The sequence below is a fragment of the Bradyrhizobium sp. JYMT SZCCT0428 genome (assembly GCF_018131075.1).
In the GTDB taxonomy this organism is placed as follows: domain Bacteria; phylum Pseudomonadota; class Alphaproteobacteria; order Rhizobiales; family Xanthobacteraceae; genus Bradyrhizobium.
Window position 1 is genome coordinate 1 of the sequence record NZ_JAFCLS010000030.1, and the last position, 17,301, is coordinate 17,301.

Consider the following 17,301-nt stretch of genomic DNA (forward strand, 5'->3'; position numbering starts at 1 on the left):
CGGGCTCTGTCCCGAGCGCCTGGCCGCCGACAGTGCTTACGGTTCAGCCGAGATGCTCGGGCGGCTCGTTAACGAGCGCGCGATCGAGCCGCACATTCCAGTGTTCGACAAGTCGGCTCGCGACGATGGGACGTTCTCCCGCGAAGACTTTGCCTACGATCAGGAGCGCGATCTCTACGTCTGTCCAGCCGGCAAGGTGCTGAGTTCTACCGGGACTCTGGTGAATGACGGGACAACACTGCACTATCGCGCCAGCAAGTATGACTGCGATGCTTGCGAACTGAAGCCGCGGTGCTGTCCGAAAATGCCTGCCCGCAAGGTCCCGCGTTCGATCCACGAACAGGCCCGAGACGTTGCGCGCGACATCGCGAAGACCGATGCCTATGTTAGGTCGCGACGTGAACGGAAGAAGATCGAGATGTTGTTCGCGCACCTGAAGCGCATCCTGCGCCTCGATCGCCTCAGGCTGAGAGGCCCCCTTGGTGCTCGGGACGAGTTCCTCCTGGCGGCCACCGCCCAGAACCTCCGAAAGCTGGCAAAGATGATCGTGCCGCCTGCTTTGAAGCCCGCTTGAGCGCAGAGAGGCCCGCGTGCGTTGTCTCTTCGATCTATCCAGAACGATTAGTTCGCCGACTTCTTCAACATAATCGGCGTCGAAGCGGACATTCGGACCATTGGCGATGTCCGAAAAGTGCCATGAAGAGACATGCCGCGAGCCGTTGCTAAAACGATAAGCGCCCAACTTAAAAATCGAGCTTCCCTTGTATCGATTCTACCCCCGCCCTGGCGCAGGCTTCGTCGGCATCGCCTCCGGGCGCTCCCGAGACGCCAATCGCGCCAACCAGCGAACCGCCCGCCTCGACGACGAGTCCGCCGCCAATGACAACCACGCCCGGAAGATTGCGAATTCCCGCCTGCATCATGCCGGGCTGACTGATGGCGAACAGATTACTGGTGCTGGTGCGGAAGGTTGCCGCGGTCCACGCCTTGCCCGATGCAGTCGCGGGGGTATGAGCCCCGGCATAGCGGTCGCGCAGCATCACCTGTATTACGCCGAAGCGGTCGACAACGGCTATCGCGACCTGGTAGCCGCGCTGCTGACAATTCGCGAGTGCGGATTGCGCCAATTCGAGGGCTGTTCCGGGCGTCAGGGATTTGTAGGTAACGAGCGAGTCCTGTGCTGGACACGGCGTCGAAATCAGCAGAGCGAAACCTGCCAGCAGATGTACAAGGCTTTTGCTGTCCATAACTGATCCCTGTTCATTCGGCCTGAGCCGCTGCTCGATGTTGCATTTGTTGCCCTGTTGAATTATCAAGTGCCTAGGGGAAGTACAGTCTCCCCTTGAGGCTTCGGTCCAAGAACTGTGCAGCACTCGACTCGTCGAGGTGAATGCACATGGAACGGAATGCCTCCATTTTCCCCAAACGAACGCAATCTGCAGCCTGCTTCTGCCGGATATCGGCCGCCGCCGATTCTGCGCGCGCTGCGCTGTCTGCGGCGAAATTCAGGGGAGCCATCATTGCGGCGACGCTTTTCCTCATGGGAGTGAATGACATGTCAAACCACGCGATCAGTGTCGAGAGCACCGGGATCGGTGTTGCGCCCAATGCGCCGGGGACGCGCTGAGCCAGCCGGCGGCGCTTCTGGATCAGCGCACATCGTGACGACGGGCCCTTCCACGCGCGAGGCTATGAGACACCTGTCGGTCTGCAAATGAGCACGATGGTTCGAAGATGCTGGGACTTATCTGGGTTCGAGAGAGCTTGTTGTGAGGAATTTAACCGGATCGACTTTTTGTCTTGAGAAAACTGCCGATGTCAACGCGCGTCCATAGACGGCACCGGTATCTAGATTCAGCCGATTAGGTCTGAGATCAGGTATGCCACTCTTGAGCGGCGTGTGGCCATGAACGATCAGCCGTCCGAAATCTTTGTTGCTGGAAAGAAATGGTTCTCTAATCCAGAGAAGGTCACGCGCTCGTTGCTGATCGAGAGGACGATCAGGATGTACGCCAGCATGGACGAAGAAACGCTGTCCGTCATCGTGGGAGAGAGGCAGAGAACGAATCCAGTCGATGTGTGAGGTCGGAATATCTCTGGCGCGAGAAGCTCGGTAGCTGCGGAGGGTTGCACCCCCACCATTTGCGAGCCAATTCATTTCGGCATCCTCACCATCGAGTGCGGCAAGGAATAGATCCTCGTGATTACCCTTGAGGCAAATGATTTCGTCCGGCGACCACTTCTGCATATCGAGCAGAAACTCGATGACTCCGCGGCTATCGGGGCCGCGATCGATGTAGTCACCGAGCAGGATGAATTTAGATCTTTGTTGTCCAGCTTCTCGCTCGCATAGTTCGAATAGGCGGGCGAGTTGGTCTCGGCAGCCGTGTGAGTCCCCGATAGCGTAGGTATTCGTCAAGGTTCCTTGGTGTCCCAGTCATCTACTAGGCATTGAAGCCCAATATATCCATTTTGATGAACCGCTAGCTGCGGTAATGTTCATCGGAGCGCACCTCGAATGTGCCCGCTGACAGCCCGAACTTGCCCGCAATGGCTGCAATTGTCTGGTCTTCCTGGAGGCGTTGGTCGGCGTACAGAATGAAACGGCGATCGGTCGCATGATAGACGATCCGGCCGCGAGGAAGCGTCTCATACTCGTGCTCGAGGATGGCTTTTGCAATTGACCGATCTGCGACCGGTGCCCCGCGCGGTCTCTGCCATTTGGCCCAGACATCGTAATGGCCTCGGGGGTGGTGAGGAAATTGCCATAGACTTCGGCGTCGGCGAGCGAGGTCGCATCCGTTAGAATTGTCCATGAGAGGTCGGGACCTGGAATGCCCCAGAAAATGCCAACGTAGCCGGTCATGACGAACACCCTTCCGGCTCATACCGATCGTCGGCGTTGCAACAGGAGTCGCGATTGCATGTCAAGTGACAATGCGGCCTTTGGCCAGGGCCTCGTCGGCATAATTTGACAGCGGCTTCTTCGGCTTGAAGTGCGCATCGCGTTCGACAGAAAGGCCGAGCGGGCCTCTGAGTGCCGAGAGCTCGGCTAACGAGACGTAGCCTAGTTCTGGGCATCCTGAGCCGAGGTCGCATAGAGCGAACAGGCGGTCGGGGTCGTCTGGGTCGACTTCGATGATGAGCCAAGTGGCGTTGGCATCCGGTGTGAAAAGCTTGACGACCGGATGGTGGTCAACCTCGCCGGCGAGGGCATTCGCTAAGAGCTGGTCGAGGTCTGCGTCGGTGAGTAAGTCGGGAATTTTCATTTGGCCATCTCCCGCAATTCGATGCCTGAGATGGATTCCGTGGTGCGTTGGAAATGTTGCGTCCGAGGAGCGGCGCGAGTGAGCAGGGGAAGAGTGAGAGTGAGAGTGAGAGTGAGAGTAGGTGGCGTCTGCGTTGCAGACGGAAAGGGGTAAATATAATAGGCTCGCCAGCTGATCCGCAGCAGTTTCGGGTTCATTCTTAAGTTAGGGGGTGAACGTTTGGCCGCATGCCGGTCCGCCGGGAAAAGTGGGATGTTCCCGGCAACGCTCGCTGGCGCAAAGACCGAGTGCCCGGTCTCCAAACTGGAACCGGGCACGAATGAAAACGGCCTACCTGGTCACGGACGCGTCAGATATCTCGCCGATGCCGCGGCTTCCATTCTTCGCCTTGCTAGTGCGAGTTGTGGGCGATGAAGCGCGTGGCTTGTCTGTTGGATCACCGTTGGACGGATCGGGTTGCGTGTACTCCGCCATAGCGAGATGAAAGACGCGTTCGAAGTCGCAGTAACGCGCCCATAGCTTCTTAGCGAGCTCGACCGCACCAGCCTGGTGGATGGCATCGATGACGATCTCGAGCGTGACAGCTTGAAAACGAACCTTGTCATCGGCCAGGTCGCCCTCTGGGATGAGCTCATTCGCGTAACAGCGAAAGGCGGCCTGGACGCGGCGATTAAGACGGGGACCGATTGCGAGGAACATCGCACGAGGTGTGACACCTTCGTTGACGGCGAGAGTTGCGGTCATATGTTCGCGCCAGAGCTGCTCGAGAGCCAGCGACCTTAGCATCGAAGCATCGGGATCGATGTAGAGGCCGACTTCGCGCGAAGCTTGATCATATCGCTCACGATACCGTGCGGCAGGGCCCTCCATCGATTCGCTGTACTTGAGCTCGGTGAAGATGGTCGCGCTTTCACCGTCTGGAGTTGTGACTTCGATTGCCAGATCGAATGCTGTCCCGTCATTGAGGAAACGCTCTTCTCGCCGCCCGGGTGACGTTTCGAAACGAATGGCTAAGACGTCATTGACGAAGTCAGGAAGAAGTTGCCGGAAAACGGTCGAGGCGAGGGTGAGGTCCATCGCCAACGGTGCGAACACATTGAAGGCAAGGGGCATGGAGCTAAGCGCATTGCCGAAAAGGCGCTCCTCATCGTAGCACGCGCCCTCTTCGCGGAGGATTAGCTCGTGGCGGACGAAGGTGTGGATCGACGGCGAGAGGAAGTTGCGTCCAGCATTGGCTGCCTCGCGAGACAGCAAGGATTCCAGTGGGATGAGTACATCCCCATTGGTCTCTGGTCGGATATGGAGGCCCGTAGCAATATTGTTGTCCTTCAGCCATAGGCTTTGAAGGAGGCGAGCGGCCGCACGAAACCGAGTGTCGATGATACAGTCGACCCCATGCGCCTTGAGGAGCGACTGCGGAACAAGCGGAATGCGCGGCAACGCCGGCGCAGCATAGGAAGCGGGCATATGAATCTCCAAGCACATCAGTGTGCAAGGGAGATTCGTGCAGCTATGGCTGAAGTTTACCTATATCGCAACACCCGACGTGACTTTTAAGCTTTTCGCTCGTTAGGTCGCGACTGCCTGATCTGTGGGCTCAGGGAGAGCGGATGTAGAGCAGGGAGAGAGGGAGAGAGGGAGAGAGATGCAGTTGCAGTGTCTGCTGCAGCAGACGAAGGGTAAATATAATAGCTGGATCGCCAGCTGATCCGCAGCTGTTTTGAGCTCATTCTTAAGCCAGAGGGTAAGAGTTTGTGTTCGCCTCTTAGCGGATACGAGCTCGTATCCCCAGCAACGTTCTGCGGAGGGCATCCAGAGTTTTGTCCTGAAGGCTCACGATTTCGCGGCGTCGTCTTCATTTCCGGCCAGGCCTGACCTGCTGTAGTGATCCGAGTCAGAGACCGCGCGATCAAGCCTGGACGTAGATCATGAACTCGTTAAGACCCTTCAGCCTTCGCAGGCCTGTATTCGCGTTCCTGGTTACAACATTCGCGTCGCGCCACCAGCTCGGATTTTTAGCGCTTGCACAAGCGAACCTGGACGGGCCGGGGCGTACTTCCTGCACTTCTCTGCCGACGCCGCGGTAGAGAGCAACAGAGCCGGCAAAACGATTGCGACGAATCTCATGCGCTTTCCGCTTCGGAACTCGCTAATCAGCGCGACGTTCCGGCTAAGGCTTCTAACGGCAGCGCTGCTAATCGATCAGCGCCGCACCTGTATTGAAGTCCCTCACGGCGCGCGCAACGATACCGCATGTCGAGGTTTGCCGGCAGCAAGACCGTTTTTGAGCTTGGAACAATGGTTGCCCCGCGCCGGGTCCACACGGCTTTTTGTGGAATATTATTCTACCACCGCGGCCATATTGGCCCCACTTTTGGAATCGGTTTCCGCAATTTTTTTCCTGCGCCGATACCGAGCTGAGCAAGCGCATCCGATCGGCTTTCGTCGCTCCCACATAGTGGGAGAGACCAATGTCCGAATTGCCGCGGTCGGCGGAGTTCAACTTCGTCAACGATTTCTTAGAGCTCCGTCAGGTGGACGTGTTGGCTGACAGTACGCTGAGGTACCGTTCTTTGCCTCTTAACGCTCGCAGCCTGCAGGATCTTGCGGCAGTCGTCGGTCGGGATCACCCGACCTTTACGAACTTACTTGATCAGCTGGTTCATGAGGCGCGTTTGCGGGGATCCACGGCCAAGCGCGCTGAACTTGCCTCGGCCCTTCGTCTTGCAATCGAAATGCGCGGGCGCCACCGGAAGGTGCTGATCACCCAGCCGCTCTTCTCAATGCTTTCAGCAGAGGAGAATGCTGTGGCGGCTGCTGAATGGGCCAAGGTGGGGACCATTTTTGACATGGACCCCGAGCTCGCAATTGCGGAGATCAAGAGCTACGTCTGGTCCGTCAAGCGCAAGATCCCTGGCAATTCCGTTTCCGACCATTGTGTGCCTATTATCTATAGTCGAGCCCAAGGATCGGGCAAGACCACCTTTGTGCATTGCTTGCTAAAACCGCTCGCAGAACTGGCCAGCGATGCTGCGCTGTTCTCGGACCTCACCAAGGAGCAAACCGCTCACCTTTTCAGTTACTATGCGCTCTTCTTCGACGACATGGAGCCGATCGCGAGAAACAAAGTTGCGCGAGCGAAAAGTGTTCTCACCGCTTCGGCAGTTCACCGCCGAATCTTGATGACGTCGATGTCGACGCGAGTTCCGATCAAGTTCACGGCGATTGGCACATCGAATTTTCCGATCCAAGAGCTTGTCCCAGACCCTAGCGGGCACCGTCGCTTTGTTATGCTGCCCATCAAGACCGGGCCCGATGGCATCGGAGGCGATACCATCGTGTGGGACACCGTAAAGTCGATCAACTATCTACTACTCTGGTGCTCGATCTTAGCCCTACCGGAACAGGCATCGTCAGGCGCCGATATCAATCCGATAACTCCTTTTCGCGACGCAAGACGACAGCACCAACAGCTCACGGCGAATCCGAAAGTTTTGACCTTCTTTCAGCGGTTCGATCCCAACGATGAAAAGCTGATGAACGACACCAGAGGACAGCAAATCAAGGCCGATGCCGTTCGACACTATTTCAATCGATTGATGGGCGAGGAAATTGGCCAGTTCCGGTTTAAACAACTCATGGACTCGTTTCTCGGTCATCCGACTTCACCATTCAGGGGCCGCGGCCGCCTTCCCGACAGCGCGACCTATATCCTGAAATAGCGGTCACACGAGTGGCTCTGCTATTTGAGAACCGTCTACCAAGTCCACCAGTCCACCAAGTCCACCAAGTCAACCGTCATCGAAATGAACAGCGCTGATATCCCTCTTGCTCACAAGCATCGGCCAACCCGCTTTGATCGTTTAAGCGGTCAAGACCGAGCGGTCGCCATTTTGGCCGGCTTCGTCCGAGCCCGGGCGCCGATCCATGTTCTGTTGTATGGAGCTTATGGCGCTGGAAAAAGTACCCTCGCTGGCCTTTATGCGAGAGCGTTGCATTGCAAACGACCCGACGTCGATGGCTCTCCGTGCAATTCATGTTCTCATTGCTCGGACCCTCGCAACTTTCTCGAGTTCGACGTACCAAAAGAGGGCGACAGTCCGGGCTATCTACTCGAACTAATCAACCTTCGGATGCAGAACTGCACCGATCGACCAGTCATCTTTTTGGACGAAGCCCATGCGCTTCACGAAAGTGACGCCGACGCTCTTCTCAAAAGGTTCGAGGCCGTACCTTGTAGCGCAACGTACATATTGGCAACGACGGCGCCATGGGAGATAAGCTCGGCTTTGCGTTCACGGCTACACCGCGTTGAAGTTCAAGTTTTATCGCCATGGGATTCCGTGCGCTTCCTTGAGGAGGTCGCCGAAGCAGAAGGCCTCGACCTCGATGAGCGGGCGTTACGCTTGATTGCCGCGCTCAGTAAAGGCCACCCGCGGGACCTTCTGACAAATCTAGACACGGTCGTGGACCGACGATCCGGTTCCCATCAGCAAATCACTGACGCACAGGTTCGCGCACGCCTTGGGCTCGCTTCTGACGACTTTCTGCTCAGCTACTTCCGAGCGCTTGTGAACGAAGGCGCCGACGCTGCAACCGCTATTCTCCACGACTGGCCCGCTAGCTGGAGTTCTAAATCACGTTGGGTGCAGGCCTTCTTGTTACTCTGGAGCAAACGCTGCGCCACTTCAACTCATATGTTGATCCACTGGTAGATGTCATTGACTCCGATATACGACAAGAGGTGTTGGAGGGCTTTCGCCAACTTTGGAAACTTTCGGACACGCGCGAGCTCCGAGACTACTGGCCGTCCCTCATGAAGATATGGACGGGAAGCCGGTGCCTTTCCGAGGTCGAAATCCGACTGCGCTTTGCGGGTTTCAGCGCCGCTGTTGCAGAGCCGCAACTGTTAAGGCGGAGGTCAAACGTAACCATCGCGCCGCCCGAACGCATTCCCTATCCGTCGTCGGCTGATAGCGCCGTCAGCGAAGATCAGCCCGACGCGCTTTACGCGGGGACGCGATCTCTCGATTTCGGTCATGTCCGTCAAATTATTCACCGCGCATCGTGCTTTGTGCAAGGCGGCGGCGCGCCCTTCAACATTATGCTCACCTACTTTCCGCCAGAGGATGATCGTGAGGATACCGTTCGCGCCGTCCGATCGGTCGAACACTTTGTAAAAAGACTTCTGGCATTCGACGATTTTAATACGACGTCACAAGCCGTCATGTCTGTACTTGCACGGGATGGGGCTGGCGTGTTCGGTCGCATCGCGGGCCGCCTTCGGGGGCCCTCCGCTCTCACAGACTGCTACCGAAAAACCCTCGATTGGTTTGAAAACAATAAGTATCTCGTTGAGCAATCCTCGTTCTACATTGATGACAATCGGTCGACATTGAAGTTTCATTGGCGCGCTGTGGGTTCGCTGTTTGCGTCGCTGCCGGAGATGGAATGGCCTAAAGAACTGAAGCAAGCGCTCTTCGCCGGCCGGACCTACATATCGGGGCCGATACCGTCAGCACAGCCCATTGTTCAGTTTTATGGTGGTGTGTCCAGCGCTGCCCTCCGGACAAACGCCGAACCTCGGCTGCCTTATCTTTCTGCGGTGCAAGACGGGGCGTGGCCTCATGTCAAAGCCGGCTGGGAGCTGGACGAATCTCGAGATCGGTTACGCCTTAGAAATAACCGACTCCAACAGCTTGAGAAGCTGAGCAAAACATCCCTCCAGGACGACACTGCAGCACGCGCGAAACTGTTCGACAGCTGGACCGACGACCATCGTCGGCGATCACGATCCTGGACCACGTGGTTCTGAAATGATGTTGGACATAAACTACCTCGTCGCTCCGCCGGAGTTAAAACAGCCCGTGATCTATCGGTATCGAACTGGCATTTTGATCCCCGCGATGCACGAAGCAGTCCGCAAGGCCTTGCGACCTGGCGACGAGTTCACCGAGCACGCCGGTGGCTTGTTTGACCAGTTCATTCCGTTTTGGGAGTGGCGTGAACGAGGCTCCAATCGTGAGATGGTCAGATCATTCCTGCGAAGCCCGCCTAATGCCAGGTCGGTATTCTTCGCACATAGACGCTGCCCGCTATTTCGTCATTCTTGTTGGCCTGAGATCAGCGCGACAAGTCTGATCGTTGAAGAGACTAATCCAACCGAGCAAACAGTGGAAAAGCTCGTCAGCTACCTCGATCATCATGCAACGCTCGGATCTCGAGGTCGCCTCAGCCGACAGGGCGACTTCATTGCTTATTTTCGAGAGCTCGTCATGTCGGAAGATTTGACATTGAACGACTTTGTTGAGGCGTTCAATGAAGCCGTGGTTTGCTACGTCGACCGAGATACAGGCGACTTCGAACGTCAAGCGGTTCTTCTTGCCGCACGTCAAACGAGTATCGAGATTGCGCGTCATTTGGAGAGGTTGCTCGAGCAAAACGATCAATCATCGATCCTGCCGCTTGTGATCGCTCTGGCAAAACGGCACACGAGCTCGGACCGCAGGTCCGAGATCTTAAGTGAGCTCGGCAAACGAGCGAGCATGCGACTAAGTCGCCTCCAATCGTCGGCTGACACACTCTCGTTCATCAACTCACGGGCGCGCGCATCCCTCATTTTTGTCGGCTCACTAATTGCCTGGGCTCCGGCCATCATCGACGAGCTAACGCCCGAGCAAGCTTTTGGTTACCAGCCGCGCCTTTCGACCAACAACCTGCACCAAATGCTTTCTGACACGTGGACGCGTCTGACGCGCTCGGGCTTCGATGATCCCTTTAATGACCTTTGGTCAGATATACGTAACGCCTTAAATAAGCCTACGATCGGTCCCTTGACCGATCTTGTCGAGGCCACGGCCACTCTTTTGGCGTCGATTGATCCAATCGATGTTCCTTGGGCCCGCCATTTTCGCAATGTGCTTGTCGATCAGATTAGCGGAGCTTCAAGTACACGGGTGCTGAGGTCGTCCACGAGTGAGGAGACGTCGGTTGACCAGCTGCTCGGAACGGCCAGCTTCCTCGACTTCATCAAGAGCCGCGAAGCACGTGGCCGACGAACGGCGCCGCTCGTTCTCGCTGGACCAGTGGGCTCCGGAAAGCAAACTTTGGCGCGCTATAGCGCGATGTTCTCGGCCTGCGCCGGCGCTGCGCGGTCACGACCATGCTTTGCCTGCGAGGCGTGTACCACAATCGCGCAAAACGGTTCATTCGATTATGTTGTCTTTGACGTCACGCAGGCGGTTCTTGATCGCTCGATTGAAGAACAACTGAGAAATCGCTTGGACATGGTGCGCGCGTCCTTTCGCGTAGATCACTCGACTCTGGCGCTGTTAAATTTCGACCAGCTTCAATCTCTTAACTCACGATACCTTAAAACCCTCGAAAACGGGGCGGACGGCGCAACCTGGATTTTCTGCGTTGAGGATGTCGCCAGCCTTAACCCTGCCATCGTCTCTCGGAGCGACGTGTGGCACGTTCGCCCGCTTAACGAGGACGAGGCGACCACTTTCGCTGTTCGCGAGCTCTCTGCGCGTAATTGTCCGGTGCATCGGGATCCCCAGGCCATTGCGCTGATCGTTAGAGCGGCGCAGGGATTGCCCGGAAGAATCAAGCATTCCGCCTCACTTTGTGCTGCAGCAAGAGCTTCTGACTTGGTCCAGGTCCGCTCCGCCTTGGGGTTTCACTGGACCGCAGCCACTTTAGCGCTGTGCGAGCATCTCCTCGGCTCAGAAGAGCAGGGCGACCAATGTGTAGCAAGAGTACAACTACTAACAATTGAGCGCATGCGCCTCGTGCTCGCGGAGCTTGAGCTCGCTCTCACCGGACACGAACCGCACGATGCGGCTTTCCTATATTTGCCGGATGACCCGCTGTCGCGCCTCGCGGCGCTGGTGAAGGATCTTGCGGGCAGACATAACCTGCATTGGCGTCTCATCTGGACCCATCTCTTGGAACTCTGGACCGCAGATGAAATTCTGGAGATCGATGGGCTGGCTGGCTTTGTCGATCGTAGCCGTCGATTTATGGCTGCGCTTCCTTCGTCTCTTTCCTAAGATTGCTATTGAGATGTCCGATGGCGTTCTTAGCGACAACTTCAAGTGCGCGACAGGGTTCGCAAAGCTCATCGGTACACCTGCGAAATCCTTCGCCCCGGCAGGGCGGTTCAGGGTGGTCAAATACTTCGCTGACCAAACCGCATTCGCGCAGGAGCGTGTAGGCGAAACGAAGTGCGGGCGACGAATATTGCGAAATCTTTAGATTCTTCTCTTGGTTATCGCCTGGCGTATAGTCAGGATTTTTTGCTATCGTAAATTTCTTATTGGTAAGGAACTCGTAGAGGCGGCCGATTTGCGGAAGCATTCGACGAAGCGCGGGTGTCTTGTAATTATATCTCAAAAGATAGGGGTACAGACCCTGAAAGGCGAGATGGGCATTTTGTTCAAGGTTCGAACCGAAAAACACTGAGCTCTTATGTTCTCCATTCAGACTGTCAAAATCAGTCTGGAGCTTATCCAGATAGGCAAACATCTGTTCAGCAAGGTTCAACTGTTGAACGATATCCTCGACCAACTCGTAGAAGCTGCTTGATTTCGCGTCGGGCGGCTGCTTGAGTTTCCAAAGGTTATATCCAAACTCCAGCTTCTTAAAGGTAAGGGAGCTTAGCTTCTCTTCTTCTGGATCAGGCATATTCGACCGCCAATTATCCAGAGTTGCCCGAACTGTCTGCATTTGATTTCGTATCGCATCGATTCGCGCGTCAATTACCGGCCGATATTTGAACGGACTGGCACGGGCGTCTTCTACGTGCCAGATGGCCCAAATCTCCTTCAAGCGATCGAGCGCATAGGGAATTTTTGACGCATCAGCATCAATGCGCGCTTGATCAACGATGCGGTGCATGGTTTCACAATCAAGCCCGTGAACCCAATCAAGACCGGCGGTCGGGCTTGTCATCATCATTTTTCCAATCTTAGTGGTTATAACCAGCGACCAGTGACCTTGCGGTATGCGATCGGTTCAAACGCATCCAGCGCAAATGTTCTGGCGTTCGTATTATCGCACCTCTTCGACCAATGGTGCGACAGAGTTTCTGGTAGGGAAAATTGGAGATGCTCGGGTGTTCGACTATCGTCCTTTGCGCGAATTCTAGTTCCAATTCGGCAGACGCTTCCCGAGTCAGTTCCGTCGCGTCTGGCCGGTAGTAACGCATCTCCGCTGACTGCGCAGCGAGAATGCGGGCTACGGCGGCTATTCCCTTGGTACCGACGCGTCCTGCTCTGGTCCGACGGTGGGCAGGCAGTCTTCTTCATGCGCGATGGCAAGATCTTCGCGCAAAGCGGCAAGGGCTTCTCGGAAGACGTGATACTCGGCGCCTTCGTGCTGGGTGCGCAGAACGCGGCTGGGTCGGCGATGCTGGGCGCCGCTGATGGTCGACATCGGGCTTTCTTTCACCCCTTGGGGGTGGTCTGGGACGGCGTGTCGGCGCTGGAGGCGGCCACGAAGGAAGATTGGCCGTGAAGAGAGCTTCGGATGCCCTATGCGGGGGCCGCCTTGCGAGCGAAAAATCCGGCTGAGCCGCATTCTCTGATCCGCGAGCTTGACAACTGCATCCGCGTGAACAACGGCGTGCCGGTAGGAGTTGGAATGGGACTTCGTTGATGGATCTCACTTCATCGGACGAACCATGACGGCACCAGCATACGATGCACGCATCTTGCTTCGCTTGCCCGAGCAGACGCCGGCCTGATGACGGCGGCGAATGGGATCCATGAGGCGCTGGATCCGGCAATCTTCCTCGAACGAGGAGTCCTAGCCAAAAGGTGCTCGGCATCCGCCCATACTAGGCTATTGAAGTCGGAGCGATCCCCAGGTCGGTGACATTGATACATTTTGGTGGTACACAGGCCAAAATCGGAAGTCACCTAAGATATTGATTTTGCTGATGTTGCGGTCAGTGGTCGACAACCCGCCCCTGGGCACCATTAATCTCAGTATTGCCGCATCCCGAAAGAGTTGCCGAGCAGGGGCTTGTCCCGGCGTAGCCCGTTTGGGCGAAGCCGGATGGTTCGATCCCGCCCATTTGATGAACCCGAGAGCCTGATTGCAGCGGCCCCGCCCGGCTTCCACCCGCGGGCAGAGGCTGGGGCCCAGGATCGCGGCTATCTCCGTGATGTTACGGGGTTTTTGACATAAACATTAAGCTTGTCCGAACACCAAAGCTTAAGGCTGCCGACGCTACGTTCGGGGATTGCAAGATCTCGGCGATGCCCGGCCGCGGCGATGCGGATCCCCGGGCGGTTCAGGCGAAGATAGTCGATGTCATATTTGAAGGCGTTGCTAGGCTCTGAGAGTGCAACCGTGGGTTTCCGGCTCGCGCGGGGTTGCGTGCTGTGATTAACGCCCGCAGTTTGGTCCGCAAGGCTGCCAAGGCAATCCTGCGAAATGCCCCGCTGCAAATCGCGCTGTTCTTCCTGCCGCTGGTGTGGATCGGCTACTTCGCGATCACGTCTTCGGAACGAACGGAAGCGCTGCAACAGGCGCGGGCGCACGGAAACAGCGTCGCTCAGCTGTTTGAGGAAAATACCGAGCGGATCTTCGAGCGGGTAGATCAGTCACTGCTGGTCGTGCGTGCGCTTTACGCCCAGGATCCTGCCGCCTTCAGCCTGAAATTCTGGGCCGGCAAGGCGCAGATGGCGAGCGGCGACGTGGTTCAGTTCTCGCTGATCGGACCGAACGGCTATTTGTCCGATACGACGACCGGCTACTCCGGCCCGCCGCTCTATCTCGGGGACCGGGAGCACTTCGCCAAGGTGATGGAACTGGCCGAAGACCGGCTCTATGTCGCAAAGCCGGTGTTCGGGCGGGCATCGAACAAATGGACCATCCAGATCGCAAGAAAGCTGTTCGACAACGGCAAAGGTCCGGCGGGCGTCGTCGTAGGCTCGATCAGCGTGGACCTGGTCGGCAGGTTCTACGACACCGCGAAGCTCGGTATCGGAGGCACGCTTGTCCTCAGAAATGCCGACTACATCGTGCTCGCCGCGCGGGGCATAGACCAGGGCACGGTACTGGGACAGCGCAATCCCGGCCACGTCGAAGGCGCATTACGGGACAGCTCCTATAGCCAATATTGGAACTGGAGCGGGAGCGAAGGTCGCGCGAACCGGAGCAACCGGTTGATCACCGCGCGCAGATCGCGGGTTTTTCCGCTGATCTTCACCGCCGGCATTTCGGAGCAGGAGATCTATTCGCGCTCTCAAGCCAGGCAGAAAATCTATCTCGGTGGCGCGCTCCTGCTCACCTTCATCATCCTGATGGCGACCGCGCTGCACTGGCGAAGACAGAAGGCGCTCGACGCGGCACAGCGCGAACTGCGCGACTCCCTGAGCAAATTCGAGGACGCGCTGCGAAACCTTCCGCAAGGGTTGAGCATGTTCGATGGCCAGGATCGCCTGATCGCGTTCAACCGGCAATGGCTCGATGCCTATGAGCTTTCGCCTGACAACATCAGGGTCGGCATGAATTTCCGCGAGGTGTTTGCACATCAGGAGGCGGTGCGTGATCTCGACGCCTACCTGGTTGACCTCAAGGACCGGCTCGCCAAATCGGAAAACACCTCGAACACGGTGCAGTTTCCGGACGGGCGCGTCATCCATATTTCCTATGGACGGCGCGAGAGTGGTGGCTGGGTTGCGACGCATGAGGACATCACCGAACGCAAGGCTTCCGAGGACCGCATCGAGAGGCTGGCGCACTATGACAGCCTGACCGGCCTTGCGAATCGCAACCTTTTCAAGGGGTGCCTTGACGAAGCGCTGGACGAGTATCTTCTGCACCAGACGCCGTTCGCCGTGCTGCTGCTGGATCTCGACAAGTTCAAGTCCGTCAACGACGCGCTCGGCCACCACTGCGGCGATGCGCTTCTCAAGCAGGTCGCCGGTCGAATCAAGGCGCAGGCCCGAACCGTCGATACGGCGGCCCGGATCGGCGGCGACGAGTTTGCGCTGATCGTGGTGCCGGGGCCGTCCGCGCTGCAGGACGACGCCGCAACACTTGCCGCGCGCCTGGTCCAGGCCATTGCCGAACCCTATGAAATAGACGGCCACCCGGTCGTGATCGGATGCAGCATCGGTGTCGCCGTGGTGCCCGAGCATGGCACGCGCATTGATGAAATTCTTCGCAATGCCGATCTTGCCCTCTACAAGTCGAAGAATGCCGGTCGAAATGGTTTCCATCTCTACTCACCCGAGCTCAAGGCCGAAGCCGACCAGCGCGACATCCTTGAAATCGAGCTTCGCGAGGCGATCTGGCGCGAAGAGATCGAGGTGTTCTATCAGCCCATATTCGAACTCTCGACGGGCCGCGCGAAATCGGTCGAGGCCCTGGCGCGCTGGCGCCACAAGACTAGAGGCCTGATCCCTCCCGCCGAATTCATTCCGGTTGCGGAACGCGGCGGACTGATCGGCGAGCTCGGCGATCTCGTGCTCGCCAAGGCGTGTCGCCATGCCGTGATGCTGCCGGATGATATCAAGGTTGCGGTCAACCTCTCGGCTCTGCAATTTGCCGGCGGCACTCTCGTCGATTCCGTCATGGCCGCGCTGGCTGAGAGCGGACTTGCCGAGACACGGCTGGAGCTCGAGATCACCGAGAGCGTGTTTCTGGCCGACAGCCAGGAAAATCTCAAGACGCTCGAACGCCTGAAGCGGCTCGGTGTTTCCATCGCGCTCGACGATTTCGGCGTCGGCTATTCGTCACTGTCCTACCTGACCGCTTTTCCGTTCAACAAGGTCAAGATCGACAAGTCCTTCATCGACAGGATCGGTCGCGCCGAGACCGTTGCCGTGCTCGGATCGATCGTCCAGCTTGCGAAGACGTTGAACCTTTCGATCGTCGCCGAAGGCGTCGAGACCTACGACCAGGTCGAAAAGATTCGCGCGCTCGGAATTGCCCTGGGCCAGGGATATCTCTTCAGCAAGCCCGTGCCGTTCGGCGAATTGTTGCTGCAGGTCCTTCCGGAGAGCGAGCGGCAGGCGGTGGCGTGACAGGTCGGTGGCCCTTGCGCCCGCCCGGTTTCACCGAAGTTGGCGCGTAGCGAGCGTAGCGCGGATCAGCGAAACGATATCCGGGAATTGGGAAAGTTCCCGACATCTCAACAAAAAGCCCCGGACGAGGCCGGGGCTTCAAGTTCGCTGGACGTTAGCTGCTCGTCAGTAGCGCGCGGCCACCGGTGCCCCGTAACCGCCAAAGCGGTAGTTGATGCGCAACGTGACCATGTCGATGTCCTGATTGATGCGGTTGAGCGCGCCGGCCACGATGGGATTGGCCACCGAGAACGAATTATTCGCATCCCCCATGAAGAGGTGATCGTATTCGACGCCGACCGACCAGTTCGGTGCAAAGCCATATTCAAGGCCGACACCGATCGCACCGCCCCAGCGCGTTGCGCTGGCTGACGCCACACTGACACCGCCGAGCGTCGTGAGAATATCGAAGCTATTGCTGGTCACCGCAGCGCCGCCCTTGACGTACAGCAGCGCGGCGTTCCAGGCGTAACCGATCTGGCCGGTGAATAAACCGATGCCGTCGGTTCGCACGCGCGTCGAGAATGCCGGATTGATGAAGCTGAGGCGCGTGTTGCTGAGGTCGGCCCAATCGCCTTGCGCTTCCAGGCCGAAGACCCAGCCGCCGGACTGCCAGCGATATCCGAGTTGCCCGCCGATGAGACCTCCGGATCGGTCCGAGCAACCGTCCGCGACCACTACTCCCGCCACGGTGACAAAATCCCAGCAATTACGGCTCTGGCCCCAGCCACCGTTGGCGCCAATATAGAACCCGCTCCAGTCGTAGATTACCGGAAGCGGCGCCATAGGCCTTGCCTTGACGGCCATGTCGGCGGCGGATGCCGGAGCGCCCATGCCCAGCGCAATCACACCTACCGTACCCATCAGAAACTTCTTCATTGCATATCCCCTTCCGGTGTAGCCGACGATCTTTCCAGCCGCGGCGTTCTACATGCATTCCCATTCCACGA

General features: G+C 57.5%; 14 protein-coding genes. 8 read left to right on the forward strand and 6 right to left on the reverse strand.

Annotated features, from left to right (window positions below):
* Window positions 1-574, forward strand: a 574-nt coding sequence (locus JQ575_RS27265) for a transposase (protein WP_212036224.1), incomplete at its 5' end; no start/stop codon positions are given.
* 169 nt (window positions 575-743) lie between these two features.
* Here the strand turns inward: JQ575_RS27265 and JQ575_RS27270 are convergent.
* The gene (locus JQ575_RS27270) at window positions 744-1,247 is read right to left on the reverse strand and encodes a heme-binding protein (protein WP_212036225.1); all 504 of its coding nucleotides are present in this window, start codon (window positions 1,245-1,247) and stop codon (window positions 744-746) included.
* A gap of 149 nt (window positions 1,248-1,396) precedes the next feature.
* On the opposite strand from JQ575_RS27270, the gene JQ575_RS27275 reads away from it, so the two are divergent.
* Window positions 1,397-1,627 (forward strand): hypothetical protein, encoded by a 231-nt coding sequence (locus JQ575_RS27275; protein ID WP_212036226.1) that lies wholly within the window; start codon window positions 1,397-1,399, stop codon window positions 1,625-1,627.
* Window positions 1,628-1,744: 117 nt separating this feature from the next.
* Here JQ575_RS27275 and JQ575_RS27280 read toward each other — a convergent pair whose 3' ends face one another.
* From JQ575_RS27280 to JQ575_RS27290, 3 genes are all read right to left on the reverse strand, one after another.
* Complete coding sequence (locus tag JQ575_RS27280; protein WP_212036227.1) at window positions 1,745-2,419, reverse strand: metallophosphoesterase family protein; 675 nt, start codon at window positions 2,417-2,419, stop codon at window positions 1,745-1,747.
* Window positions 2,420-2,927: 508 nt separating this feature from the next.
* Complete coding sequence (locus JQ575_RS27285) at window positions 2,928-3,269, reverse strand: DUF2958 domain-containing protein (protein ID WP_212036228.1); 342 nt, start codon at window positions 3,267-3,269, stop codon at window positions 2,928-2,930.
* A 330-nt stretch (window positions 3,270-3,599) separates the two neighbouring features.
* Complete coding sequence (locus JQ575_RS27290) at window positions 3,600-4,736, reverse strand: PGN_0703 family putative restriction endonuclease (protein WP_212036229.1); 1,137 nt, start codon at window positions 4,734-4,736, stop codon at window positions 3,600-3,602.
* 1,004 nt (window positions 4,737-5,740) lie between these two features.
* Between JQ575_RS27290 and JQ575_RS27295 the strand changes: the two genes are divergently transcribed.
* The 4 genes from JQ575_RS27295 (at window position 5,741) to JQ575_RS27310 (ending at window position 11,323) form a co-directional block, all read left to right on the forward strand.
* On the forward strand, window positions 5,741-6,991 hold the full coding sequence (locus JQ575_RS27295) for a VapE domain-containing protein (protein ID WP_212036230.1): 1,251 nt from the start codon (window positions 5,741-5,743) through the stop codon (window positions 6,989-6,991).
* An 84-nt stretch (window positions 6,992-7,075) separates the two neighbouring features.
* Window positions 7,076-7,984: an AAA family ATPase gene (locus JQ575_RS46585; protein WP_409364830.1), complete on the forward strand. Its 909-nt coding sequence runs from the start codon at window positions 7,076-7,078 to the stop codon at window positions 7,982-7,984.
* The gene (locus tag JQ575_RS27305; protein ID WP_212036233.1) at window positions 7,912-9,084 is read left to right on the forward strand and encodes a hypothetical protein; all 1,173 of its coding nucleotides are present in this window, start codon (window positions 7,912-7,914) and stop codon (window positions 9,082-9,084) included. The genes JQ575_RS46585 and JQ575_RS27305 overlap by 73 nt, the downstream gene beginning before the upstream one ends.
* A gap of 1 nt (window position 9,085) precedes the next feature.
* A complete protein-coding gene (locus tag JQ575_RS27310; protein ID WP_212036235.1) occupies window positions 9,086-11,323 on the forward strand; it encodes a hypothetical protein in 2,238 nt (745 codons plus the stop codon).
* Here the strand turns inward: JQ575_RS27310 and JQ575_RS27315 are convergent.
* Window positions 11,292-12,230, reverse strand: coding sequence for a hypothetical protein (locus JQ575_RS27315; RefSeq protein WP_212036237.1), 939 nt, complete (start codon window positions 12,228-12,230; stop codon window positions 11,292-11,294). The two genes, JQ575_RS27310 and JQ575_RS27315, sit on opposite strands and share 32 nt — an antisense overlap.
* A gap of 348 nt (window positions 12,231-12,578) precedes the next feature.
* On the opposite strand from JQ575_RS27315, the gene JQ575_RS27320 reads away from it, so the two are divergent.
* Both JQ575_RS27320 and JQ575_RS44940 read left to right on the forward strand, forming a co-directional pair.
* Window positions 12,579-12,788: a hypothetical protein gene (locus JQ575_RS27320; RefSeq protein ID WP_212036243.1), complete on the forward strand. Its 210-nt coding sequence runs from the start codon at window positions 12,579-12,581 to the stop codon at window positions 12,786-12,788.
* An 872-nt stretch (window positions 12,789-13,660) separates the two neighbouring features.
* Window positions 13,661-16,312 (forward strand): EAL domain-containing protein, encoded by a 2,652-nt coding sequence (locus JQ575_RS44940; protein WP_212036244.1) that lies wholly within the window; start codon window positions 13,661-13,663, stop codon window positions 16,310-16,312.
* Between the two features lie 165 nt (window positions 16,313-16,477).
* On the opposite strand, the gene JQ575_RS27330 is transcribed toward JQ575_RS44940, so the two are convergent.
* Window positions 16,478-17,230, reverse strand: a complete 753-nt coding sequence (locus JQ575_RS27330; protein WP_212036245.1) for an outer membrane protein — start codon at window positions 17,228-17,230, stop codon at window positions 16,478-16,480.
* Window positions 17,231-17,301: the final 71 nt, after the last annotated feature.